Origin of the sequence: Brotomerdimonas butyrica, from assembly GCF_025567305.1 — a bacterium.
In the GTDB taxonomy this organism is placed as follows: Bacteria; Bacillota; Clostridia; order Peptostreptococcales; family Anaerovoracaceae; genus Lentihominibacter; species Lentihominibacter butyricus.
Map to the genome: position 1 here is coordinate 49,626 of NZ_JAOQJP010000002.1, position 24,484 is coordinate 74,109.

At 47.8% G+C, this 24,484-nt stretch carries 20 protein-coding genes, 1 tRNA gene and 1 riboswitch; of the genes, 2 read left to right on the forward strand and 19 right to left on the reverse strand.

All coding sequences use genetic code 11. The features are described 5' to 3' along the window. Positions 1 to 8: 8 nt before the first annotated feature. From OCV59_RS01575 to OCV59_RS01605, 7 genes are all read right to left on the reverse strand, one after another. The gene (locus tag OCV59_RS01575; RefSeq protein WP_147592575.1) at positions 9 to 782 is read right to left on the reverse strand and encodes a thiazole synthase; all 774 of its coding nucleotides are present in this window, start codon (positions 780 to 782) and stop codon (positions 9 to 11) included. 48 nt (positions 783 to 830) lie between these two features. After that, complete coding sequence (gene thiF, locus OCV59_RS01580; RefSeq protein ID WP_262584037.1) at positions 831 to 1,475, reverse strand: thiamine biosynthesis protein ThiF; 645 nt, start codon at positions 1,473 to 1,475, stop codon at positions 831 to 833. Between the two features lies 1 nt (position 1,476). After that, positions 1,477 to 1,671, reverse strand: coding sequence for a sulfur carrier protein ThiS (thiS, locus tag OCV59_RS01585; protein WP_147592577.1), 195 nt, complete (start codon positions 1,669 to 1,671; stop codon positions 1,477 to 1,479). A 377-nt stretch (positions 1,672 to 2,048) separates the two neighbouring features. Beyond that, positions 2,049 to 2,157: riboswitch (TPP riboswitch) on the reverse strand. A 134-nt stretch (positions 2,158 to 2,291) separates the two neighbouring features. After that, on the reverse strand, positions 2,292 to 2,660 hold the full coding sequence (gene crcB / locus OCV59_RS01590; RefSeq protein WP_262584039.1) for a fluoride efflux transporter CrcB: 369 nt from the start codon (positions 2,658 to 2,660) through the stop codon (positions 2,292 to 2,294). Beyond that, positions 2,654 to 3,703 (reverse strand): DMT family transporter, encoded by a 1,050-nt coding sequence (locus OCV59_RS01595; protein ID WP_147592578.1) that lies wholly within the window; start codon positions 3,701 to 3,703, stop codon positions 2,654 to 2,656. Before OCV59_RS01595 ends, crcB begins: the two co-directional genes overlap by 7 nt. A gap of 133 nt (positions 3,704 to 3,836) precedes the next feature. After that, positions 3,837 to 4,331 (reverse strand): signal peptidase I, encoded by a 495-nt coding sequence (locus OCV59_RS01600; RefSeq protein WP_262584040.1) that lies wholly within the window; start codon positions 4,329 to 4,331, stop codon positions 3,837 to 3,839. A 311-nt stretch (positions 4,332 to 4,642) separates the two neighbouring features. Beyond that, a complete protein-coding gene (locus tag OCV59_RS01605) occupies positions 4,643 to 4,900 on the reverse strand; it encodes a hypothetical protein (protein ID WP_147592580.1) in 258 nt (85 codons plus the stop codon). A gap of 697 nt (positions 4,901 to 5,597) precedes the next feature. On the opposite strand from OCV59_RS01605, the gene OCV59_RS01610 reads away from it, so the two are divergent. Then, positions 5,598 to 5,685: transfer RNA gene (locus OCV59_RS01610), tRNA-Ser, on the forward strand. Positions 5,686 to 6,103: 418 nt separating this feature from the next. Here the strand turns inward: OCV59_RS01610 and OCV59_RS01615 are convergent. From OCV59_RS01615 to OCV59_RS01660, 10 genes are all read right to left on the reverse strand, one after another. After that, positions 6,104 to 7,393 (reverse strand): SipW-dependent-type signal peptide-containing protein, encoded by a 1,290-nt coding sequence (locus OCV59_RS01615; protein WP_147592581.1) that lies wholly within the window; start codon positions 7,391 to 7,393, stop codon positions 6,104 to 6,106. A gap of 195 nt (positions 7,394 to 7,588) precedes the next feature. Beyond that, a complete protein-coding gene (locus OCV59_RS01620; protein WP_147592582.1) occupies positions 7,589 to 8,374 on the reverse strand; it encodes a hypothetical protein in 786 nt (261 codons plus the stop codon). Between the two features lie 18 nt (positions 8,375 to 8,392). Then, the gene (locus OCV59_RS01625) at positions 8,393 to 9,853 is read right to left on the reverse strand and encodes a SipW-dependent-type signal peptide-containing protein (protein ID WP_147592583.1); all 1,461 of its coding nucleotides are present in this window, start codon (positions 9,851 to 9,853) and stop codon (positions 8,393 to 8,395) included. A gap of 217 nt (positions 9,854 to 10,070) precedes the next feature. Beyond that, positions 10,071 to 11,189, reverse strand: coding sequence for a SipW-dependent-type signal peptide-containing protein (locus tag OCV59_RS01630; protein WP_147592584.1), 1,119 nt, complete (start codon positions 11,187 to 11,189; stop codon positions 10,071 to 10,073). A 126-nt stretch (positions 11,190 to 11,315) separates the two neighbouring features. Further along, entirely contained in the window at positions 11,316 to 12,548 is a 1,233-nt protein-coding gene (locus OCV59_RS01635) for a SipW-dependent-type signal peptide-containing protein (RefSeq protein WP_147592585.1), read from the reverse strand. A 192-nt stretch (positions 12,549 to 12,740) separates the two neighbouring features. Then, entirely contained in the window at positions 12,741 to 13,967 is a 1,227-nt protein-coding gene (locus OCV59_RS01640; RefSeq protein WP_147592586.1) for a SipW-dependent-type signal peptide-containing protein, read from the reverse strand. Positions 13,968 to 14,160: 193 nt separating this feature from the next. Next, the gene (locus OCV59_RS01645) at positions 14,161 to 15,384 is read right to left on the reverse strand and encodes a SipW-dependent-type signal peptide-containing protein (RefSeq protein ID WP_147592587.1); all 1,224 of its coding nucleotides are present in this window, start codon (positions 15,382 to 15,384) and stop codon (positions 14,161 to 14,163) included. 188 nt (positions 15,385 to 15,572) lie between these two features. Further along, on the reverse strand, positions 15,573 to 16,745 hold the full coding sequence (locus OCV59_RS01650) for a SipW-dependent-type signal peptide-containing protein (protein ID WP_262584042.1): 1,173 nt from the start codon (positions 16,743 to 16,745) through the stop codon (positions 15,573 to 15,575). Between the two features lie 179 nt (positions 16,746 to 16,924). Continuing rightward, positions 16,925 to 18,238, reverse strand: a complete 1,314-nt coding sequence (locus OCV59_RS01655) for a signal peptidase I (protein ID WP_147592589.1) — start codon at positions 18,236 to 18,238, stop codon at positions 16,925 to 16,927. 87 nt (positions 18,239 to 18,325) lie between these two features. Beyond that, a complete protein-coding gene (locus OCV59_RS01660; protein ID WP_147592590.1) occupies positions 18,326 to 19,672 on the reverse strand; it encodes a M73 family metallopeptidase in 1,347 nt (448 codons plus the stop codon). Positions 19,673 to 20,202: 530 nt separating this feature from the next. On the opposite strand from OCV59_RS01660, the gene OCV59_RS01665 reads away from it, so the two are divergent. Further along, entirely contained in the window at positions 20,203 to 21,573 is a 1,371-nt protein-coding gene (locus tag OCV59_RS01665) for a sodium-dependent transporter (RefSeq protein WP_147592591.1), read from the forward strand. A gap of 654 nt (positions 21,574 to 22,227) precedes the next feature. Here the strand turns inward: OCV59_RS01665 and OCV59_RS01670 are convergent. Continuing rightward, positions 22,228 to 23,427 carry a VWA containing CoxE family protein gene (locus OCV59_RS01670; RefSeq protein WP_147592592.1) on the reverse strand — a complete coding sequence of 400 codons (1,200 nt, stop codon included), beginning with the start codon at positions 23,425 to 23,427 and terminating at the stop codon, positions 22,228 to 22,230. Continuing rightward, complete coding sequence (locus OCV59_RS01675; RefSeq protein WP_147592593.1) at positions 23,427 to 24,257, reverse strand: AAA family ATPase; 831 nt, start codon at positions 24,255 to 24,257, stop codon at positions 23,427 to 23,429. The genes OCV59_RS01670 and OCV59_RS01675 overlap by 1 nt, the downstream gene beginning before the upstream one ends. Positions 24,258 to 24,484 lie beyond the last annotated feature (227 nt).

Below are 24,484 nucleotides of genomic sequence, written 5' to 3' on the forward strand. Positions count from 1 at the left end.
GCCGCCCCCTAATCTCTAAGAAAGCCTGTAAGCGGATCTGACGCTGCCGCGCCTCTGAGCAGTACTCTGCCGAGTCCTGAAAGATACGCTTTTCTGCCTGCTTCTATCGCCTGTCTGAATGCCGATGCCATCAGCGGCAGATCGCCTGCCGTTGCCAGCGCGGTGTTCGCCATTATAGCTGCTGCGCCCATTTCCATTGCCTCGCATGCCTGTGACGGTCTGCCGATGCCTGCGTCGACGATGATCGGAAGATCTATCTCGTTTATCAGGATCTGTATGAATTCTTTCGTCGCGAGCCCTTTGTTAGAACCGATCGGCGATGCCAGCGGCATCACTGCTGCAGCTCCTGCGTCCACCAGGTCTCTGGCTGTATTGAGGTCCGGATACATGTACGGCATCACTATGAAGCCTTCCTTTGCAAGGATCTCCGTCGCTTTCACCGTCTCACTGTTGTCCGGCAGCAGGTATTTTGAATCTCGCATTATCTCGATCTTTACGAAATCTCCGCAGCCCAGCTCTCTGGCCAGTCTTGCGATCCTCACCGCTTCTTCCGCATCTCGTGCGCCGGAAGTGTTCGGCAGCAGAGTGACGTTTTCCGGGATATAGTCCATGATATTTTCTTCGTCTTTTGTGTTGGCGCGGCGCACCGCCAGCGTTATGATCTCCGCTCCAGCGTCTTTCACCGCTGCCTCTATCAGATTGAGGGAATATTTGCCTGATCCCAGTATGAATCTGGAGCTGAAGCTGTGTCCCCCTATTATCAGTTCGTCTTTTGTATTCATCCTTTATACCTTCTTTCGTGTTTTGTATTTTATGTTTTATGCAAAAGCTCACGCTTCCGTCAGCCCTGCGATTATCCTCAGTATCATCGTCGCCTGGTGTGCAGCGCAGACAAGCACTCTTGCTGAAAAAAGCCCGAGTCCATCTCCGACATCGCTGACCCCGTCTCCGCACAGGTAGAATCTGTCCATCAGTTTCCTGGTCTTTATCAGGTTTGCGGAGTCGATGCCCGCCATACCCGAGCCTGAAACGAGGTATCGGTCGCTCATGTTTTCGAGCACATGGTTCACCAGCATCGCCTTGGCTTCCGCCGAATCAAACGCTTCGCATATTATCTCCTCACCTTGCAGCAGCTCGGTCGCATTCTCCGCTGTTATCCTGACGGTATCCGTCGTGATTTTTATGTACGGTGCGATCTTTCGCAGGTTCACCGCGAGCGCTTCGGTCTTGTAATGTCCGATCTGCGCGGCTTCGTACTGCTGCCTGTTGAGATTGGAAATGTCGACTCTGTCAAAATCGATCAGATGCAGATGTCCGACTCCGGCTCTCGCCAGTGCGATCGCGATGTTCGATCCCAGACCTCCCAGGCCGCACACTGCTACGGACGCTGCTGCAAACCGCTGCTGGATCTCCTCGCCGTGACGCTCTATCAGCGCCGCGCGCATTTCCTCTTCTGTAGGGATATTCTCTCTCAAATCAGCCACCTCCCACAAAACTCACTACTTCCAGTGTATCGCCGTCCTCGATCTTCACATTTTCGTACTGTGCCTTCGGGACGATCTCGCCGTTTCTTTCGACCGCGATACGCCTGATATCATAATCCGTACCCTGCAGGTACTCTGCCACGGTCTTCCCTGCCGCATCGCAGGCCGCGCCATTTATTTTTACCATGCTCCACACCTCCTGTATTGGACTGAACAGCGGGCGTTTACCAAGAATCTGCATTTTGCTAGATTCTTTTAGCAAATTTCAGCAAAAAAACGCGCTCTGGCAACAGGCGTTTACCAAAAATCGCATTGCAGGTTGCCCATGTTGGTAATTTTTTAAGGAAAAACTGCACTTTTGCATAATAAAATCACCAAAAGATACCCATCCGCTCTTCATTCTTGGTAATCACTCTTCCTGTATATACCTGATATCGCGATAAAATACCAAAAGCTATATGGAAACACCGAAAATTTTGGTAATCTGCACTCACCATTACAGACTGTACAAAAAACGGGAAGTTACCTCATAGGCAACTTCCCGAAATACTCACGTATAAAAAATATTCTTGTATTTACAGTCTTCCCTACGTTGGCATTATCCAAATCAGGTAATGGGTCGAAGGTCTCACCTTCCTCTCAGCCTGTACTACAAGCTCCCCGCTGTTCAATTGTCGCAATTATTATAACTCTACTCCCCTGTAAATGCAAGCAGTTTTATGCAATTACAATGCCATTCTGCAAAACGCTGCGCCGCGTATGTCCCGATAATATATCACTGGCATCTGAGCTCTCTGACACCGGCGCTCAGCTGACCAGCATCTTTCCGGCAAAGACTCCTCCTATGCAGAGGACAAGACTCGCCGCCACGTATATCCCGAACATCAGCGCTCTGCCGCTTTGCAAAAGCCCCAGAGCCTCCAGCGAAAATGTCGAGAAAGTAGTGAATCCGCCGCATATGCCTACCTTCAGGAACAGCAGCCACGGTCCGTTCAGATTGCCGTACGACTCGGCCGCCTGCACGATCATCCCGATCATCACCGCACCTATGACATTTACAGCAAGCGTCTGAAACGGGATATCACTTTTATTCAAAAACGGGATCAGACCAACCAGATACCTGAAAACTGATCCGATGAAGCCGCCCGCACCAACCGCCAGACAATTTATCAGCACGATTTTCCTCCTTCTGCGGTTTCAGGATCAGACACAGAAGCCTTTGCAGGGTCAGACGCAGAAGCCACTGCCGAATCAGATGCAGAAGCCCCTACAAAATCCACCGCAGAAACTCCTGCGGGATCAGCCGCGATTTTATCCGCTCCGGACTCGCGAACCTTCGGCGGCTTGCAAAGCAGCCACAGTGCTAATATCGTCACCGCAATTCCGCACAATGACAGCACCGACGGCACTTCCTCATAAAAAATCAGTCCGAAAATCATCGCTGCGGACGGCTCCCCGCCTGCCGCCAGTATCGAAACCCGACCTGCATCTATATACGTCAGCGAGAACGTGAACAGCACATACGGCAACACTGATGTGCAAAGCGCATTGAGCACCAGGAACACAGAGTCCTTCACCGGCGACACCGCAACAAATTCACCGATCGTCTGCCAGTCCGTGAACGGCAGCATCAGTATCACTCCCGCGATCAGACTGTAAAACGTTATCGTGAACACATTGTAATGCTGTTTCATCGCCACTTTCGAGAATATGCTGTATATCGCGTAAAACAACGCTGCTGCGATCCCCGCGAGCGCCCCATATGCCGACACTTTTATCCCAGATGATGATTCGAGAATGCCACTTACCAGCACACACCCGGCGATCGCCAGAGCACTGCATGCTATCTTTCGCATTGTGACCTTTTCCCGCAGGATAACTGCCGCAAGGATCATCACGAAAATCGGCGACATGCTCAGCAACACTGCCGCGAGCGACAGCGAGATCTGGTTTATCGCCTGATTGTAGCAGAGATTGAGTCCCAGCATGCCGAAGATACCGCTCATCGCAAATATCCATATGTCTTTCGGTCTAACTTTCAGCATCGACCTGTCGACTGCCATTATCCCGACAAACAGGATCACCGCCGCAAGCAGGAATCTTGAAGTAATTATTGTAAAGTTGTCAAATCCAAACGCCGACAGAGTCCTGACAAAGATCCCCGCAGACCCCCACAAAACCCCCGACATCACCGGAATGATCAACATCAGTTTTTTCATAGCCCACCTCGAATGCATAATATAGTTACTTCAAAAATATACCATAAATCGGCGGTTTTCGCAATATGCGTGGCCACACGGTGACAGGACACAGCACATAGCGACAGGGCGTCGGCTCATTCGATCCGATAACTCATGTATCGCTTTCCGCTGCACCTTTGTTTTCTTTCCGATCCCTGTAAAAACTGCGGCCCAGCGACAGCAACAGGAAAACTGCTGCAATGCCTGTCATGAGCCATCGACAGCCCTTAGCACTCACTACCGAAAAAGGTCCGCCCAGCAGCGGTATCCCGAATACCACTTTACCCACAGTGTTCTTCCAGAGCACCGGCACCGCATCGTTGACATCATTGGCATCGCCCTTTGTTGTAAAAGTCTGCTGGACAGGATCTGCCGATACCACCCGATGTGTCACTACCATTCCGTCTGCATTGGCCACGAAAGTTATGACATCCCCCGGCTGTATGCTTTCCGGCTCGACTTCCCGCACTATTATCAGCGAGTCCACCGGATACTCCGGAGTCATGCTCCCACTCTCCACGCTGTACAGATGAAGACCCGCCAGCTGCCCCAGCAGAGCCACCCCTGAAATAACAATAATCGCTACCGTGATAAACGTAAAAATCAAATCCAACACCTTGCGCTGTCTTCCCCGTACGCAAAAACCATCTCTTTTATGCATCGTAGATTACCCCCTTTGATCCATTATCTGCATGCCCGGATGACGGCGCGCAGATATTTTCCAAATTATCCCATGTCAATAATATCCTTTTTTTACCAGGATGTCAATAGGGATTTTGGGGAGGTACATGTAGATGTGAATTTGGGGACTGGTTTTTATGTAAAGTATGCGCGTTCCTGGATTTTTCAGATATATAAGTATTGTCATTCGTCTTTTAGCAATATGGACATAAAATCGAGCGCCCTACTCAGTGCATTTTACTCTTTCGATTCATCTTTAGCTTCATGCTTCTCATGCAGGTCTCCGGTTTCAGGTTCCTCTGTTATCCCTGGCAGAGCAGTCTGTTCAGGCGTTTCCTGCTGTTCCTGCTCTGTGTCATAACGATCATTTTGTTTCATTATTTCTGCAACATCTATATGCATTTTGACTGCAGTTGCAGGTATGTCTTTCCTTTCCAAAGGATCTCTTTTTCCCACCTTATATGCTACCTCTGATTTAATATCTGAACATTGCATTTTAATACTCCCCCCGTATTGTTCTGTCAATATAAATTTCTGTAAGGCTCTTATAAACTAAAAAAATGTTCATCTGGTAACTCGATCGTTCTGCCAGACTGCAAGCTCTGAGCTCTGACACAGCTGTTTCAGCCATAAATCCATGTCTGCATTATGCAAATGGCGGAAAACTGGAAATCGGAGTCTTTGCAATATGCTTATAGTCCGGGGTACCCACAACTAACTTGCAGACCGTGGGATAATTTCAGCCATACACCGTTCATTCATGGGCTGACGTGGCTGAAAATTGTAAACTCAAACCATAGCTACGCATTTTACATGACGATGACAAAACTCTCACTTGATTTTGCAAGCATATAATTTCCTTTTTTCAGCCATGACACCTGCTATATCATGTACTTTCGGCTGAAACAGCTGTGACAAACTCGATGCACAAAGTCCACAATAGAAAAATATGCGCAATCACATAAAAGATCTGCCGCCGCATTTTTGACGAAATGGGCAGCATGCAGATCAGACAGATCAATGACGACACCGCTAAATTAGCAATGACGCTAAATCAAGAATCTCCTTGCATACCTCACCTTTTTTTGTTATATTATATAGGTATCTTGCGTTGCCGACTGATATGCGGTCGCTAGCGCAGAAATATAAAAACTGCAGGCTTTCGGCAGGCTGCAGTCATAACAATAAATACGGAGGATTGACCGAGTGGCTAAGGAGCTCGCCTGGAAAGCGAGTAAGGTGTAACAGCCCCGCGGGTTCGAGTCCCGTGTCCTCCGCCAGAATTCAGAGACCTGTTTCAGGTCTCTTTTTTATTGAAATTTCAACGTTTTTCACGTTTTTATATAGACGAATCCATCCCATAAAAAAATGGCAAAAAGGTGCTCTCCGGACCCTATAATAGGCTCTCCGGTGCATAAAGATATGGGATGAAATTCAGCAAAAAAGCCCGGAAAACTTAAATAGTTGACAAATCCAGGACAGTTCCGACATATGCACTGAATGAACTGAGAAATATATCAAAGTTGAATAAAAGTCAGAATATATCAGTGCTACTGCAGAGACTTCAATTAAAACTGTATCTTTATTTATAGAAAACACCCGCTGTCGACGTTTTACTGCAGTCGACAGCGGGTATATTTGTTTCAGCTTTTAAATATAATTTTTGTCTGCAAAACATGGCATATGATGTAATAGCGGCTATTCTGCCACAACTGTATACCAGATGTCGCCGTTTGCCTTCGTTTCAGAAACTACCTTATAGCCTTGCGGTACGAAACTTCCACCGAGGTTATCATCTCCGGTACTTGGATCATAGTTCACGAACGTGCCGCCTGTTACAGTTATCGTGCCGTGAGTTTTATTATTCTGGTTCAGTACATAATATTTGCCATTATTATCCGGACCTTCACACTTGAATAAACCGCCTTTGATGATGATGGTACCACCGGCATCATAAATACAGCTGTTTCCTGCTTTACCAATAAATGTTCCGTCTTCTATTGTTACCTTTCCGCCAGACTCTACTGTGACTGCAGTAGCACCATCTGATGCCTTAGAGGCATCTACCGTACCTTTTCCTTTAATAGTCAAGTCCCCATTATTTTCAACATCGAACAATGGCTGACTGCCGGTTTTCGACAATGTATTGCCATTCAGATCGATCGCTGTCTTATAATTTACAAACCATCCGTAATAACGACTTGCATCTCCTCCAAGCAGGATGTCAGGGTTTTGCTTCTGTAATTCATTATATAAGGCCGTGCCGGTGCCAGGTACATCTTCTCCAATAATCGGGTATGGTACATTTTCATCATACTTATTATTGAAGCTGTCACTTTCATGACTTGCCTGTGTTGCAGTCAAGGCTAAATTGAATCGGATCGCCGGAGAATTTCCATTGACTGAGTTTGCCTCATTTCCGACAGTTTCAGGCATACGAACTACGAATGCCAGATAATCGGCTGATTCAGCATTTTCTCCTGCAGGCAGTAATTTATTTTCTTTCGTATAAGAATCATATGGCACCATATTATTTGCAGCAGCTGCTGCAGCTTCTTCACGTGTTGCATATGTGCCTTCTGCAGCATTCTTACCTTCTGCGATACCTATCTCAAGATACTTTGACAGCAGGATAGTTTCGCCGGCACTGTTTACAGCATTCTTCCACTCCCAGGTATTGATCGTATTCAGGCGATATTTCAGTGCCAGATTTCCCTTGTTGCTGACTTTCAAGTATACTACTTCTGTGTGTCCCGGCTCCCAGAGGGTATCTTCCGAGAAAAGCGTAGCATTTTTTGCATCAACATACTTTTCCCCATTCCAGTACTCGAATCCTACCTTCAGATTACCTGCCTGGATCTTGTTCACTCCTGTGCTCGCAGTGTCTGTGAACCATGCGAATGTCGTTCCGATCAGCAGCACTATGCATAAGAATAATGCAAAGAGACTGCCGCGAAGCGCTTTTTTAGTTTTCGTGCTTTCGTTCATTACTTCTTCTCCTTTTCCACAATTTCAGTGATTGAATTAGTGCAAAATCTCTACTTCCCAGTTCCCTTATATTTTCTAAATCCATTTTGCACCCGGTAATGCAGGGGGCAATTTTAAATACCCGCTGCCGACGTTTTGATATAGTCGACAGCGGGTGTTTGTTTTGCTGTGTTTTGATGTTGATCTTTGTAGGTCTTATTCTGTGCCGGACTGGCTCTTGTTGCTGTCGGCATCGGTATTGCTACCGCTGCTGTCGGTGTTCTTGTCGGTCGACTGCTGGCTGTTTTTACTATTCGTGGTGTTCTGATCGGAGCTGCCATTTCCGGAAGTTCCGCTGCTGCCTGCGGTCGACGGTTCTGCAACGGTATTGCTGTCCGTGTTCTGATCGGAAGAACTGTCAGTCTTCGCACCGCCATTCAAGGTTATAGTACCGCCACTTCCATATGCCTGTCTGCCTGCAAAGCTCGCAGCATTCGGAGCTCCCCAGGCTGCTATCAGCTGGCACTTTACAGCTTTACTCCCATTATTGATCGTAAAATTGAATTCATTATCTGATGTCAGTGCCACTGTGCAGTACTTCTCTTCAATATTTGCACCACCGTCGCCTGCATAAGTCATTTTCAATATGCAGTAACCGCCGTTTTTAGGTGCTGCTGACGGATTCAGCGTCACTACATACTGCGTATTTGCAGCCAGCGTATAAGTGCCGTCTGACTCTTTTTTTAGTGTACCGGTATTTGCCGCATCGGCGGAATTGCCGGAAGTGCCGTCTGTCTTCACTTTCACGGTCTCGTTAAGAGTGTAGCTCTTCGCAGTTATCGTGGACTGCGACTGCACGCCTGCCGTGAACCACGCCCAGGACATCCCCGCGAGGCAGATCAGGCAGACCATGATCCCCAGAAGAGACGGGCAAAGCATTCGCAGGATCGAGCGTTCCTCCGTATTTTTGCTGTTTATCAAATTGTTCTGTCGTCTTTTCAACGGTCACACGTCCTCTCGTTATTTTTTCGAAAACCCAGTCAGTTTAGCGTTATTATCGATAGAAATTTTTCCATCCTGGTCAAACGTATTTTTATCAAAACTCATATTCGCATCAGCTATCCCGCTGATCTCAACTGCCGCAGCTGCATCGCAGTTTTTCAGGCCGGTGAATGTGTTTCCAGTCAGCACAAGCTCTTTCGTCTCTGCGCCTTTTATGCAAAGCACGCGGTGTGCGCCTGCAGCGAGCTTCTGGTCTGATGCCGCAGCTCTAGCGTCGGCATTCTGGATCTTGCATTTTTCGCTGTCGTATTGATGCCCTGCCGAGCCTGATGCTTCCGGTACTGTAAAGGTGCAGTTCGTGATGCTTATGGACGCATCTGCTTTTGCATCTATCTCGATGCTCGACCACTGCGGTTCTTCAAATCGACATCCGTCCACGGCCAGATCACCGGAATAATTCTCAGCTTTCAGGCTGACGCCTTTATTATCCGATGTCCTCGGTGATCTGAACGTGATGTTTTTCAGCGTTACATTGCTGCCTGAGCCGATCTTGATAGCTCCGCCTGAGATTACCGCACCGCCGACGCTCTTGATCGTAACATTTTTATTTACAGTCAAGTCTCCATTCAGCGCAATGTTCCCAGTCAATTCGATGGTATCGCCGTCAGAAGCCTTTTCCAAAGCAGTCTGCAGTTCCGAAGCATTCCCTGCCGGATATGTCGCTTCCCTGTCATAATCATTTCCGCTGCTGTCCGACTCCTCCATCGCCTGCGTTGCGCCGAGGCTGATACCCAGATCGATCGAAAGCCTGTCCTTGCCGTCGCTGGTCTTGTCTACAGATTTTCCATCCGAATCCTTGTCCGGATAGTTCGCAAGGTTGTATTCGTAGTCTGTATCTGAGTTTGGCTGCCAGTACAGGATCACCCCGTATACAGCGCTTGACGTGCTCTTAGCAAGCTTCTGCGTGCCGTTACCTGCAGCCTTTTCCAAAATATTCAGCTGATTGCCGGCTACAGCCTTAAAACCCTGGTCATTCTTGAGACTGTCTTCCTTCAAATCATTAGCCGTCACTGCCCGATCTAAAACCTTGACCTTCAGCACATCCTTCAGCGACTTGTTAGTCCCTTTGATAGTATTCGCATTGTTCAGATCGAGCGCAAGCCTGTAGTTCAGCGCCAGATCGCCTGCATTCTTTACTGTGAAATTTTCATAAGCCACCGCGCCCGGCTCCCAGCTTATCGCCTCGCCGTTCTTGTCCGTGAACAGCAGCGTGCTCTGCGTTACAGCTTCTTCCTTCGTAACTTTAGCATTCGTATGCAAAAGCTCGACCTTCAGGCTGCCGGTCGTGATCTTGTTGCTGCCGGTGCTGACGCTGTCGGTGAACCATGCAAATGTGCTGCCCGCCATCATCAGCATGCTGAACAGCAACGCGCACGTACTTATGAAAAGAGCTTTTTTCGTGATACTGCTCCGAGTCATATCCGAATCTCCTTCTGTTGAATCTTTGATAATATTTTTCAGTGAATCGTGTTCCAAAACACTGCGGTTTCTTTCTATTCAGAAATCAAAAGGCACCCGCTCAAGGGTCTTCCCTTTTATGTAAAGCCGCCAGCCGCGGCATGCCCGTGCCCTTTGATCTCCGCCCGCCTGACGGCGGGTGGAAAGTTGAACGCCGGATAGCGTTTAGTAAGCTTTATTATTTAGGAACTACTGTGTACCAAACGTCACCGTTTGCCTTTGTTTCTGAAGTAACTTTATAGCCACTAGCTACGAAGTTGCCGCCATTATTGTCATCACCCTTGCTCGGATCGTAGTTTACGAATGTACCACCCTTGACAGTGATAGTTCCAGGGTTGTTGTTCTGCTGATTCAGGACATAGTAGAACCCTCTCCAATTATAGTCTGTCTGGAAGAATCCTCCCTCAATAATGATGTTGCCGCCATTACTTTCGATAACAGAGTTTCCTCCACCTTTGGCATCGCTTCCAACTGTAAATGTGCCACCTTTAATTGTAACTGTTGCACCATCTGCTACATGTATACACTGGTTATTTCCACCAGAGCCGCCATCGAATGTACCTGCAGTGATAGTAACATTAGTATTTGCACCTGTTGCTTTTACTGCAATAGCATTTGCATTCGTTGCTGTTATACCAGTATCAAGAGTGTGCGTTCCACTTTTGAATGTTTTACCAGCAGCGATCGTTTCAGTGTACTGAGCATCCTTATCGTACTGATTATCAATGCTGTCATTTTCTACTGTATCCTGCGTTGCGTATACTGTGATGCTGATGCCTTCGATAGTCAGTCCCTGATATTCATTGCCTGCTGATTCCTGCATGTGTCCCTGGAGAGTCATAGGCTCAGATTTAGCTCCTGCCTTAAGATGCTGTTCTGTACTAATATCAACACCATTCATCGTCCAGTCGATTACTTTATTCAGCTCTTTATCGCCTTCGATGCCAGTCACTTTTACTTTGTACTTCAGTGCAAGATTACCATTATTCACAACCTTGATCTGTGGCAATTTGTAAGTACATCCCGGTTCCCAAAGGATGTTTTCACCTTCAGCTACAGTTTCATCTGCCTGCTTCTGTAAAAATTTCAGCGTCTTTCCTTCCGCATTATTCCATGTAGTTCCATCTGTCGAATACAGTAACTGCACATCCAGATTACCTGACTGGATCTTGTTCACACCTGTACTTGCAGTGTCTGTGAACCATGCGAATGTTGTTCCGATCAGCAGTACGATGCATAAGAATAATGCAAAGAGGCTGCCACGGAGCGCTTTTTTAGTCTTTGTACTCTCGTTCATTGCTCCATTTTCCTTTCTGATTTTTAATTGATTTTTTATTGTATCTCCTGAACCCTCTATCCCCTTATTTTTCACTCAACAACTTGTTAATAAAATTAAATTAACATATGCTCTCTGTATTTGTCACTATTTCGGAACTACCGTGTACCATGTATCTGATCCATGAGCTTCGGATACTACTTTGTAAGCATCTGCCACGAAGTTTGTTCCTGCACCTTCTGCAGTATTGTTTGAAGGATCGAAGTTCACATATGTACCGCCTTTGACAATAATTTTTGCTGTACCATTTTCGTAATTCGCATCAACACAGTTTAATACATACCTGTAATCATGTGTACCAATATCCGGTGCAACCTGGAAGAAACCATCATTTACAACCAATGTACCCTGCTGAACATTGAAAATCGTACCTCCGCCATAATAATTACCGCCATTAACAGTGACCGTGATGCCTTCACCTGCAATGTGAGCGACATATGGACCGCCTATGTATGATGCGCTTGCATCAGTCTTATCCAGACAGTTGATTCCGCCATTGCTCGATGCATTGATCGTAAGATCTTTCGTTACATATAATGCTGCCCAGTTATTCGAATCCTCCAGGCTTCCCGGAACTGTATAAGTAGCTCCTAAATATAATGTAGTTGGCTCCTTAACAATTACGCGATCAGCTGCTGTCGTTTTCGTCTCATCTGCAGTGATGTTATCATTTATCGCAATAGCGCCACCACTAGCAAATGCATCCTTCATATCAGAATACTTTGCAATCGGATAGCCTGCATTTTCATCATATCTATTATTGAAGCTGTCATTTTCTACTGTATCCTGCGTTGCGTAAACGGTGATGCTGATTCCATCAATTGACTTGTCCTGGTATTCATTCCCGGCTGATTCCTGCATATGTCCCTTTATTACAAGCTCATCAGAAGTTGCCTTTGCTGCAAGTTTATGATCCGCATCAAGAGCAGTATCGCTGATAGTCCAGTCGATGACTTCATTCAGCCTCTCATCACCCTGAATACCATTTATCTTGATTTTATATTTAAGTGCCAGATTTCCCTTGTTGACAACACGAAGTGCCGGCAGTTCATATGTACAGCCTGGCTCCCACAGTATCTTATCTGCCGCTCTGTTATCCGCAGTTTTGAAGGTAAGTGTCTGCCCCGTTGCATCTTGCCATTGATCTCCCACTTTGTATTCCAGGCCCACTTTGAGTGTGCCTGACTGGATCTTGTTCACACCTGTACTTGCAGTGTCTGTGAACCATGCGAATGTCGTTCCGATCAGCAGCACTATGCATAAGACTAATGCAAGGAGGCTACCGTGAAGCGCTTTTTTAGTCTTTGTACTTTCGTTCATTGCTCCATTTCCTCTCTGATTCTTACTTGTAAATCAATTTGACATATCTAAAATCCGACAATACCGTTTTCCTATTCGGAAAGTAAAGGGCACCGTATCGGTCTGCTCTGTCACGCGATAGCATGTCCTTTACTTTCCGCTCACCAGCCGGTGAGCGGAAGATTTAAATAAATAATATTTAAATATCAATAATTAGTTGGCTTTTACTACTGTGTAGTAAGTATCTTCACCTTTTGCTTCTTTAACTACTTTGTAACCATCTGCTACGAAGTTAGTCCCAGCTCCTTCCGCAGAGTTATTGGAAGGGTCGAAGTTAATGAATGTACCACCCTTTATGATAACTTTTGCAGTTCCATTTTTGTAAGCGGCGTCAACGCAGTTGATCAGGAAATTGTATCCATACGGATCACCAAACGGCTCACATGCAAATGTCCCGCCATTGATTGTCAGCGTACCTTCCTGTACCTGAACTGCAGTGCCACCGCCGTAATAGTATCCATTATTGATAATCAGGTTAGCACCATTGCGAACGTTGATTCCGTATCCACCATTCACACCTGTGTCTATACCACCGTTTTTAGTTGCATTAATCGTAGTATCTGCATCAACAATCAATGCGCAGAAATTTTTGCCGTTATTTCCCATGTTATCCGGGCTGATGATTTTTGCATCCAGATTCAGTGTCGTCGGGTTCGAAATGATTATACGAGCATCTGCAGTATCTTCACTATTATTAGTCTTGATATCCTTTGTTACAGAAACAGTACCACCATTACTCAGTGATTCTTTCAGCTCAGCAACTGACTTCACTGGATAAGTCGCACTCTTATCATATGTATTGTTGAAGCTGTCATTCTCTACTGTATCCTGCGTTGCGTAAACAGTAATGCTGATACCTTCGATGGACAGTCCCTGATATTCATTCCCTGCGGATTCCTGCATATGTCCCTGAATAGTCATCGCAGCTGATTCTGCTTTAGCAGTCAGTGATTTTTCAGCATCTAATTCGCCACCATCAATAGTCCAGTTAATAACTTCGTTCAGCTTCTTATCGCCCTCGATACCTGTCACTTCCAGTTTGTACTTCAGCGCCAGGTTACCGTTATTCACAACTTTAATCTTCGGTAGTTTATAAGTACATCCCGGTTCCCAAAGGATATCTGCATTTTCGACTAAACTTCCATTTGCTTGTTTCTGTAAAAACTTCAGCGTCTGTCCTTCTGCATCATTCCAAGTAGTTCCATCATCTGTCGAATACAGTAACTGCACATCCAGATTTCCCGCCTGGATTTTGTTCACACCTGTGCTTGCAGTGTCCGTGAACCATGCGAATGTCGTTCCGATCAGCAGTACTATGCATAAGAATAACGCAAAGAGACTGCCTCGCAACGCTTTTTTAGTCTTTGTGCTTTCGTTCATTGCTCCATTTCCTTTCTGCTTCTCAATGATTGAATTAATATGATCGCTCCAAATCCCATTACTGCCTTAATTCCAATTCGGAAAGTAAAGAGCACTGTATCACATATCATATGCATCAATAGAATGCCCTTTACTTTCCGCTCACCGGACGGTGAGCGGAAGATTTAAATAAATAGTACTTAAATCTCAATAACTAGTTGGCTTTTACTACTGTGTAGTAAGTGTCATTGCCCTTTACTTCAGATTTTACTGTGTAGCCAGATGCCAAGAAGTTAGTATCTTTACCTTCTGCCTGACAGTCTGCCGGGTTAAAGTTGATGAAAGTACCGCCCTTAACTATGATCTTGGCAGTTCCATTAGCGCGGTTTGCATCATAACAGTTCAATACGAATTCATCTGCCTTGGCTGCATCTGGGTATTTCTGCTGTACGGAGTATGTACCGCCTTCAATGATTGCAGTTCCTTCATAAACATATACAGCATGAATATTTCCTACAAATGTACCATTTTTGATAACTACAGTACTTCCGTCCTGTACATCTACAGCATAGCAGTCGTTAGCCTTTGCCTTGAATGTACCGTTACCGTCGATTGTCAGACTCGAGCCATTCTGTGCAGAAACCAGCGACCAGTTGTTTGGGGCTACATCCCAAATATCACTAGTATTAGCAATCGTTTTGCCATTCATATTGAGTGTAATGTCTTTCTTTTCAGCGATTAAAGTTCTCTCCGGAGCAACACTTTCGTTTACATTGATCACCGATCCAGCTTTTTTCATAGCATCACTGATTGCGGCTACACTATTTGCGTCTACACGAGCGTCTTTATCATACTGATTATTGAAGCTGTCGCTTTCTACCGTATCCTGCGTTGCATATACAGTAATGCTGATACCATCAATCGACAGGCCCTGATATTCATTACCTGCGGATTCCTGCATATGTCCCTGAATAGTCATCGCATTCGAAGGTTGTCCAGCGGTCAAACTGTCATCAAAATCTGTCAATGCTTTACCATCAATAGTCCAGTCAATGACTTCATTCAGCTTCTGATCACCTTCTACTCCAGTTACCTTCATGGTGTACTTCAGCGCCAGGTTGCCGTTATTCACAACTTTAATCTGCGGCAGTTTGTAGGTACATCCCGGTTCCCAAAGGATGTTTTCACCTTCAGCTACAGTTTCATCTGCCTGCTTCTGTAAAAATTTCAGCGTCTTTCCTTCCGCATTATTCCAGGTAGTTCCATCTGTCGAATACAGTAACTGCACATCCAAGTTCCCTGACTGGATCTTGTTCACGCCTGTGCTTGCAGTGTCTGTGAACCATGCGAATGTCGTTCCTATCAGCAGCACGATGCATAAGAATAATGCAAAGAGGCTGCCGCGGAGCGCTTTTTTAGTTTTTGTACTCTCGTTCATTGCTCCATTTCCTTTCTGCTTTTCAATGATTGAATTAATATGATCGCTCCAAATCCCATTACTGCCTTAATTCCAATTCGGAAAGTAAAGAGCATTGTATCACATATCATATGCATCAATAGAATGCCCTTTACTTTCCGCTCACTTGCCAGTGAGCGGAAATACATAAAGCTTATATTGCTTCGCTTTTATTTGCTGACAACATACCAGTCGCCATCCTGGGTTACTTTACATCCGGCTCCAAGGAATACTTCATTTGGTCCCATCGCAGGATTGGATGGATCGTATTTGTAGAATCTACCACCGTTAACGATGATTTTCGCTTTTCCTCTGTCTGTGTCCTTAACATTAAGGGTATTATCCGGTGTAACCGCCTTAAAGGTTCCACCATTGATTTCAATCGTCGATTTATCCGTTGCATAAATCAAATCGCATATTGGATCATCTTTCGGAACTCCTACCTGACGGAAGTCTCCTCCATTGATGATAACCCTACTGGTTCCACCAGCTTCAACAGCCATGGCACCGCCATTATTGTACACGGCATATACGTCAGCATTAATGGTAAACTGAGCACTTCCCTCAGCCTGAACTGCACCAAAGCCGCCATTTGCCTGAATTTTTCCAGTAATGTTATGCTGTCCAGAACTGTAACTTACTGTTGAAAGAGTCGTTGCAGCGTTTTCATCATATGTATTATTGAAGCTATCAGATTCCACAGTTGCCTGAGTTGCATTTACAACCAGTCCCAGTCCTTTCAGTGAAGGCTTACGCCAAGACTGAACATTGTTCGCTTCATTACCAACTGTAGTCGGCATATAGAGAACAACCGCAGTTGGTGCACTCTTTTCGCCAGCCTTCAGAACAGTCCAATCTTTACTGATCGGAGTTTCTTTTGCTATTGTCTTCTCTGTATCAGCGATTGCTGCAATCGCTGCTTCGCGGTTTGCAAAAGCAGTATCCGTCTGCGCTGTACCAATCTTCAGATACTTGTCGATGTAGAAGAAATCACCAGCAGCATTTTTTCCTCTTTCCATATCATAAGAGTTTGTAGCTATATTGTATTTCAGTGCCAGATTTCCAGCATTCTTCACACGGAGATATACAACCTCTGTGTGCCCCGGTTCCCAAAGAGTGTCGTCATTAAACATCTGAGTATTCTGGTTTGCAGTCTTCCAAGTGCTGCAATCTGTACTGTATTCCAGCTCTACATCCAAGTTACCCGCCTGGATCTTGTTCACGCCTGTGCTTGCGGTGTCTGTGAACCATGCGAATGTTGTTCCGATCAGCAGCACGATGCATAAGAATAATGCAAGGAGACTGCCGCGGAGCGCTTTTTTCGTTTTTGTGCTCTCGTTCATACTTTTCTTTTCCTTTCTCAAAACGGCCTTTATTACCCCCCCCCTGTACAAAATTCTATACATTACTATATGCAGGAGAGGTGGGATAATCCGGCAAAGCTCCACTGCGAACAAACGCTGACCTGTATTATCGGATCATTCCCTGTTATTTCATATAAAGCATTGCGCTTTTATATATCTTATTTATCCTGATCGTCAGGCTGATCACCGACGATCGACCTGATGTCGAAGCTGCTGCGCTGCGCAGTATGTGCCGCCTGCGGTCTGGCCTGCTGAGTACGCGGTGCAGTGTTCTGTGCCGTGCGGGTCTGCTGATATCGCTGACTCATGTCCTGCTGCGGCATCTGACTGTGGCGTGAAGGCTGTGTATACTGCACGTCTGACTGCGTCGGACGCGCTGCCTGTGCCCGTCGAGCAGCCTGCTGTGTGTACTGTGGAGTTGCCTGTGCCTGCGGCTGTGCCGGTGCTTGTGCCGGTCGAGCCTGCGGCTGCATCTGCTGAGACTGCTGAGCGTATGTTCTGCTCTGCTGGCTCATCTGAACCTGCGGATCTGCAGTACGCTGCGGCTTTGCATTAGAAGGCTCTGCCTGGACTCTCGGCTGAACCGGAGTCTGAGGCTGCACCGTATGCTGCATATTTGCATCATGCTGGACGCCTTGCGGAGCGGAAGCCTGCGGATTTGCATAAGTCCTGGTCTCCGGCTGATGGTTCTGCTGAGTGCCTTGCTGAACGCCCGGCTGAGGCTGGGCTGCCTGCTGCGGCATCTGCGGCTGAGCCTGCTGTTGCTGCTGTATGTACTGCTGCATCAGTTCCGGCGATACCGTGCCGCCGTTCTGGCCCATCTGCTGCTGCATGCGCATCAGCTGTGCCATCATTTCCTGTGATTTCAGGCGCTCCTCCTCGAGCTCTTTCTTTTCCTTCTGTATCTCTTCCACCTGTTCTTTCTTGTACTTGCGGAAAAGCTTGATGCTGTTTCGCGCCTGTACGAGTATCAGTATGAAGAATGGTGTGAATATGCAGATAAAGTATCCGGGAACGGTCTTCAGGAACTGGAAGAATGTTCCGACGTTCGGTATGTGACCTTTGTATTTACCGATGACCAGATTGTATGTAACGATGCCCTGGTCGTTCGAATCGGTGGTGGTTCCGTATGTCACGAAGCCGGGGTTGCCGTCTTCGTCGGTGGTCACTTCGCGTATCTTATGTGTCACGATCTCGCCGTAGTTGGCTTCGTCCGGCGACTGGAACGAGATGATGTCGCCTTCCTTGAGTGTGCTCGGGTCGGTCTGTTTGATGATTACCAGGTCGCCTGCATCGAAGTCTGTCGCTTTCATGGAGTCGGACAGTACGATGAATACGCTGTAGCCGAACACGCTGCGGTCCGCGCGGTCGAATGTCGTGACGGAAATGATCGTGAATGCCATCATTCCCACTGAGAACACGACGATCATCCACACGATCACTTTTTTGATGATGTTCCAAGTTTTTTTCATTTAATCAGTTCTCCTTAACCGGTCTGTCGACTTGTCCAAGCCGATTTATTCAAGTCGCTTTATTTGAGTCGCTTTATTCGAGTCGATTTATTCGAAAGCGTGCCCCGGATTGTTGCGCACCTGTGTAGCTGTTGCGCTCATCCTGAACGACAGGTTTTTGTCCTGCGCTTCGTTGCCTCTTTCTTTAGGGAAGTAAAACAGTATCGTCAGGTTTTTGCTCTCACCTGCGGTGATGATGTCATCGCTGACTGCGGCCGAGCCTCTGGTGAGTTCGTCTGCCGTGCCCTGATACAGGACTTTACCGCTCTCGTCGTCGGTTATCGTCAGCTGGAGCACATCTGCAAGGTCGCCTGCGACGTCTTCCATATATACTTTATAATAGGCGTCTATCGAGCCTTCGTTTTTGATGAAGAAATGCTTCTGGACTCTCATGCCGGGTTCGAACAGGTACTCGTTTTCCCGGATCACCGGTTCACCGTCATTGAGGTTGATCCTGACGATGCCGGTCTCGAAGGTATTGTCCTTAACCGAAACGATAGAGGTTATCAGCGCGAATGTGGTCACGATCAGCATCAGAGCAAGCAGTACTGCGATCAGCATGCTTCGGTGCAGCTTCTTCTGGACTGCTGCATCTGCTTCGTCGCTGTTCGGGTCGTCCTGGCTGCCATTGCTGCTCCCTCCGCTTCCACTGTTGCGGTCACGGTCTATGCGGGATTTGATCAGCAGGATGATTATAGCCAGCGCGCATGCTGCGAATACCGTCCACAGCACCAGATTCATAGTGTCGCCGGTATTTGCCGTCAGACCGCCGTCGCCTTTGTCGCCCCCACCCGGTTTGGTCGGAGTCGTAGGGGTTGTCGGCTGGCTTGGCTCTGTCGGTTCCGTATGGCCTCCGTCGTCCTTTACATACCAGTACAGGTCAGCCTTGAGCAAAGCCTGCTGATATTCATTGCCTACGCTGGTATCGAGCCAGGCATCTACCCTGTACGTAACATCCGTACTGCCGCCCGCCGAGCCTGTGATGGTCTGCGAGAACTCCACTCCGTCCAGTTCTGCAAAGGTTCCGCGGCATACAGTCTCGCCGGAAGCCTCATCAGTGACGCTGACCTGCAGGACATCGCCCAGCTTTTTCGTCTGCTCGGTGACCTCGGCCTTGAAGTAAAGTGTCAGCGGGTCGTTGTGGTGGATGCGCACCGTGAAATCCTTCGTGACTTTGTCTCCCGGCACCATATTGCTCACATCGAAAGCCTCGTTGTCCGATGCGTGCCTTTTGTAAAGCTCAAGCGTCGGCGAATCTCCGCTTCCGGGTGCGGCCGATACGACCACAAGACCCGCGCCGCTCAGCACGAGCAGCACGCAGAGGATACAGATAATACGCCGCAATATGACCGGTGATTTTAAAGTTTTTTTATCGTTAGATTCTTTGTTTATCATGGTTGTTTTCTCATTCGTTTTTTTGAAAAATCATATCAATAATTTTTTATGTGCCTTTTGTGACCTTATTCTGTTTTTTGCGACACAAAAGACACATTTATATTACACCCGCCCCCTGATAGTTGGCAAGTATTTTTACATACCATTAACATTTTTCCACTACTATTTTATATATATAAAACTGCACTGCTGCCCGACGTTCTCAGAAGGTCCGAAAGTTGCTGCCACAAATCGCCGTTACCAACATTAAGTCTGCGTACCTGTCTTGTTGGTAATTTTATATGTAAAAGACCGGGAAGCGCGCGATTTGAGGCCTTGCATGAAAAGCCCGGGAAGCACGCGTACTGCGGCTTTGCACAGGAAACCGCAAGGGCATACTCCATGCAAGATCCGCATGTATCGGGATCCACCGGCGCACCTGCATCACGACCCCGCCCTGTGGGCTGATATTATAATTGAAATCCCCTGCTTTCTGATGGTATAATGAAACGCAATGCACTAATTCATGTACATCAGGAGGAAAATATCAGATGGAGAGAGAAACGTTAAAATCCCGGATGGGATTCATCCTGCTTTCTGCGGGATGCGCTATTGGTATAGGTAATGTATGGAAATTCCCGTACATGGCCGGTCAGGGCGGAGGCGGCGCCTTTGTTCTGTTTTATTTCATATTTCTTGTGATCCTGGGTCTGCCGATCATGACTATGGAGTTCGCTGTCGGCAGAGCGAGCCGCAGAAGTCCGGTCAAGGCTTATCAGGAGCTGGAAAAACCGGGCAGCAAATGGCACATACACGGATATTTCACACTCATAGGCTGCTATCTGCTCATGATGTTCTACACGACAGTCACGGGCTGGATGCTCTACTATTTTTATCTGACTGCCGCCGGAAAATTCGATGGCGCTGACGTCGATACAGTTTCCGGGACTTTTACAGGCATGCTCGGAAAGCCGGGCGTCATGACGCTCTGCATGGTGATAGTCGTATGCATCGGTATCTTCGTATGCATGAGAGGTCTGCAGAGCGGTCTTGAGCGCATCACGAAAATAATGATGATCGCGCTTCTGGTTATCATGGTCGTGCTGGCGATAAACAGCTTCTTCATGCCAGGTGCAAAGGAAGGTCTGCGATTCTATCTGCTGCCTGACTTTGACCGTATGCAGGAAGTCGGCATCATGAACACGCTGGTGGGCGCGATGAACCAGGCGTTCTTTACGCTGAGCCTCGGTATCGGCGCGATGGCGATCTTCGGAAGCTACATCGGCAAGGATCACTCGCTTCTCGGCGAATCGACCAGAGTCGTTATCCTCGACACGTTCGTTGCGATAACATCGGGTCTCATAATATTCCCGGCATGCTTCACATATAATGTAGACCAGACTTCAGGGCCAAGCCTGATCTTCATCACGCTGCCGAATATCTTCGCGAACATGTCGATGGGCAGACTGTGGGGAAGCCTGTTCTTCCTGTTCATGTCGTTCGCAGCACTTTCGACGGTTCTGGCTGTGTTCGAAAACATCATCAGCTGCGGCATGGAGCTTACGGGATGCAGCCGAAAAAAATCAGGTCTCGTGAATCTCGTTCTGATCACAGCGCTGTCGCTCCCGTGCGTTCTCGGATACAATCTCTGGAGCTGGGACGGATTCGCTGTTTTCGGCGGAGCTGTGCTTGACGTCGAGGATTTCTTCGTAAGCAACATATTCCTGCCGCTGGGTTCGCTCGTGTATCTGCTGTTTTGCGTCACGCGCTACGGCTGGGGCTGGAGCAAATACAAGGAAGAGGCCAACACAGGTCACGGTCTCAAGATGCATGACTGGATGCGTCCGTATCTCACATATATACTGCCGCTGATCGTTCTGTTCATATTCGTGTTCGGTATCTATGACAAGTTTTTCGCATAGTTTGTGTTTATGCAAAAATGCGGAAGACCCGTGTGTCATGGGTTTCCGGCGCGCCCCTGTCTGCTTGACAGAGGCGCGCCGGGGTCCATGATGTGCGGGTCGTTTTTGTTGCAACGGGTGTTGCTGCCGGGCCGGCGGAACTCGGAGAGGCCTGGTGGAATTCGGAGAGACCTGGCGACTCCGGCGGGCGCGCCGGAGTCTACGGAATCGCCGTGCCAACCGAAGCCGGCGGGCCCACTGGGCGCGCCGGCAGCTCGGATATTACCAAGATTGCCGCTGCAGGTCTTTTCTTTTGGTAAAAATCACCTGATATCCTTCATCTTAAAGAGACCGTTTACCAAACGACTTATTTTATCTATGTCTTTTGGGTAATTTTCTACGGAAAATATCGCTTTTTCCGTAATAAAAATACCAAAAGTAAATATCAGGAATCCTATTTTGGGTATTCCCCATGAAAAAAAACAGGCGAATAACTGCTGTTTTTACCAACAACAGCCAGTCGCCTGATAATCTTTGGTTTTTAATTGAGATCTATTGACCTCCTGTCGCCGCAAGCCGTCCGGGGCTCAAGGCCAAGCCGTCGATCCCATACAGGCGCCAAGACTCGATACCCCAGGGTGCAAGCATCACGCCTCAGGCGCCGAGACTCAGAACTCAGCGATCCCGTAGCAGTCTGTACATGCCTTCCTTCAGTCCGTCTATCGAAAGCCGGAACATCGGGAATACTTTTTCGATCTCGAGAAACGATTCCGGCATCCATGCAGGATTCTCCTCTCTTTCCTGAGGGTGTAGCCATATCGAATGCCTGTACTTTTCCTTAAAACGTCTGAACCACGTGATGCCGTCTGCGGGAGCACCGGCCCAGCTGCTGTACGTGCTGTATGAGCCGTCCGTCAGCTCATGCATCGCCATGTCCGCATCGCCCACGAATATCACCTTGTAGTCTCCTGAGATATTCCTCAGCACCCAGTCGGTCTTCAGCGTTTCTTCAGTATCGATAGATGGATCCTTGTAAAGCCTCTCCTCGAGGCAGTTGTGGAAATAATATATCTTCAGATCCGCGAACGTGTTCGCTTTGTGCAGCGACTGGAAAAGCAGGCTGCAGAGCTGTTCATAAGGGCGCATCGAACCGCCCGAATCGATCAGCAGCAGCAGCTTCAGTCTGTTTTTTCTCGGCGGCTGCATCCGTATATCGAGGATCCCCCCGCGGCTGCATGTGCTGTCGATCGTTCCGCGTATATCCAGCTCCTCTTCACTGTTTTCAAGCTTTCGCGACAGTTCTCTCAGCAGCCTGAACGCCATCTGGAACTGCCTGGACTCGATGGTGCAGTCAGTGCGCCAGTCCCTGAACTTTCGGTCGCCGCGCGCGTGTATCACGCTTTTCCCGCCGGCGCCCTGCACCATCGTACCGCCGCCTGCGCCAGGTCCCGCACCGATCCCTGCGGAAGCATTCCCCGCGACCTCGCTGCTCCCGAACACGGGACTGCCGTCGCTGTCACCGCCACTCTCCGAAAGCCGAGTTTCCATCGCCGCCATTATCGCCCGCAGATCCATATCATTTTTATCCATATAAGGCGCGAAAGCCCTTTCCACGAGCTCCGGACGAGCCTGGATCTCCGCGATCTCAGCCTGCAGCTTTTGCGAACCGGCATTCCTGAAATACCTGTAAAACAGATCCTCGAACTTGTCCAGATCGCTCTCCGATTTGACGAGCAGCGCCCGGCAAAGAATATAGAATCCCCGCATTGACTGCCCGTGAAGCCCTGACTGCAGCCCTTCCATCAGCGCCAGCCAGTCATGCATCGATACCTTGAAACCGCCAGCGCGCAGGAACAGCAGAAATTCCAGAAACATTATCTGAGCCCTCCCATGCTTTTCTTCACGTCTTCCAGATCCTCATCCTTCTTGATCAGGAAACTGAGAAGCGGCAGATCGCGCCTGAGACTGTCCACCGGCAGCCCGCTGAGCCTGAGCGCACTGATCCAGTCAAGCAGCTCGCTGGTGCTCGGCTTTTTCTTCATCTCAAAATACTCGCGCACGTAGAAGAACGCATCGAGCGCCTGCTCCATCAGTTTTTCCTCGATATCCGGATAATGTGCCAGTATGATCTCTCGCATCTGCGCTTCGTCCGGGAATTCGATGAAGTGGAAAGCGCACCTGCGCAGGAATGCGTCAGGAAGCTCTTTCTCGGCATTCGACGTGATTATCACGATCGGCGGGTTCTTCGCTCTGATCGTTTCATCGGTTTCGGGTATATAAAACTCCATTCGGTCGAGTTCCCAGAGCAGGTCGTTCGGGAATTCCAGATCGGCTTTATCTATTTCGTCTATCAGCAATACGCACTGCTTTTCCGCCGTGAAAGCTTCGCCGATCTTGCCCATTTTTATGTATCTTTTTATATCGTCGACGCCTTCATTCCCCAGCTCGCTGTCGTACAGCCTGCGAACGACGTCGTACTGGTACAGGCCATCCTGCGCCTTCGTGGTAGACTTGATGCTCCAGACTATCAGCTCCTTGCCGAGCGCTTTTGCGATGGCTTCCGCAAGTGCGGTCTTGCCGGTCCCCGGCTCGCCCTTTACGAGAAGCGGCTTGTTCATTTTTATCGCGATGTTCATCGTCAGCATGAGGTCGTCGCTGATGATATAGTCGTCAGTTCCTTTGAACTGATATGTGTTTTCGTTCATGTCTTTCTCCTGTTTTATGCAAAATTGCAGCATTGTTTTTTCATGCGTTTACAAACTTTACAATATAGGATTCTATCACGGTTTGGGCATTTCGTCCACTTTCATGGATATTTGATGTATTTTATTATATGTTTTGGAATCTTATGGTATCTCATGCGTGTTGTCGCTCCTACCGTCGCTCCATCGGGGGCCTGCTCTTTGATTGCTTTGACTGCTAGACTTTATCT

Bases quoted from the DNA above. Each gene is read 5' to 3' on its own strand.
- OCV59_RS01575 (WP_147592575.1), bottom strand. From the start codon at position 782: ATGAATACAAAAGACGAACTGATAATAGGGGGACACAGCTTCAGCTCC.
- thiS (WP_147592577.1), bottom strand. From the start codon at position 1,671: ATGGTAAAAATAAATGGCGCGGCCTGCGATGCGGCAGGGAAGACCGTG.
- OCV59_RS01595 (WP_147592578.1), bottom strand. From the start codon at position 3,703: ATGAAAAAACTGATGTTGATCATTCCGGTGATGTCGGGGGTTTTGTGG.
- OCV59_RS01605 (WP_147592580.1), bottom strand. From the start codon at position 4,900: ATGCAATGTTCAGATATTAAATCAGAGGTAGCATATAAGGTGGGAAAA.
- OCV59_RS01615 (WP_147592581.1), bottom strand. From the start codon at position 7,393: ATGAACGAAAGCACGAAAACTAAAAAAGCGCTTCGCGGCAGTCTCTTT.
- OCV59_RS01625 (WP_147592583.1), bottom strand. From the start codon at position 9,853: ATGACTCGGAGCAGTATCACGAAAAAAGCTCTTTTCATAAGTACGTGC.
- OCV59_RS01630 (WP_147592584.1), bottom strand. From the start codon at position 11,189: ATGAACGAGAGTACAAAGACTAAAAAAGCGCTCCGTGGCAGCCTCTTT.
- OCV59_RS01635 (WP_147592585.1), bottom strand. From the start codon at position 12,548: ATGAACGAAAGTACAAAGACTAAAAAAGCGCTTCACGGTAGCCTCCTT.
- OCV59_RS01640 (WP_147592586.1), bottom strand. From the start codon at position 13,967: ATGAACGAAAGCACAAAGACTAAAAAAGCGTTGCGAGGCAGTCTCTTT.
- OCV59_RS01645 (WP_147592587.1), bottom strand. From the start codon at position 15,384: ATGAACGAGAGTACAAAAACTAAAAAAGCGCTCCGCGGCAGCCTCTTT.
- OCV59_RS01650 (WP_262584042.1), bottom strand. From the start codon at position 16,745: ATGAACGAGAGCACAAAAACGAAAAAAGCGCTCCGCGGCAGTCTCCTT.
- OCV59_RS01655 (WP_147592589.1), bottom strand. From the start codon at position 18,238: ATGAAAAAAACTTGGAACATCATCAAAAAAGTGATCGTGTGGATGATC.
- OCV59_RS01660 (WP_147592590.1), bottom strand. From the start codon at position 19,672: ATGATAAACAAAGAATCTAACGATAAAAAAACTTTAAAATCACCGGTC.
- OCV59_RS01665 (WP_147592591.1), top strand. From the start codon at position 20,203: ATGGAGAGAGAAACGTTAAAATCCCGGATGGGATTCATCCTGCTTTCT.
- OCV59_RS01670 (WP_147592592.1), bottom strand. From the start codon at position 23,427: ATGTTTCTGGAATTTCTGCTGTTCCTGCGCGCTGGCGGTTTCAAGGTA.
- OCV59_RS01675 (WP_147592593.1), bottom strand. From the start codon at position 24,257: ATGAACGAAAACACATATCAGTTCAAAGGAACTGACGACTATATCATC.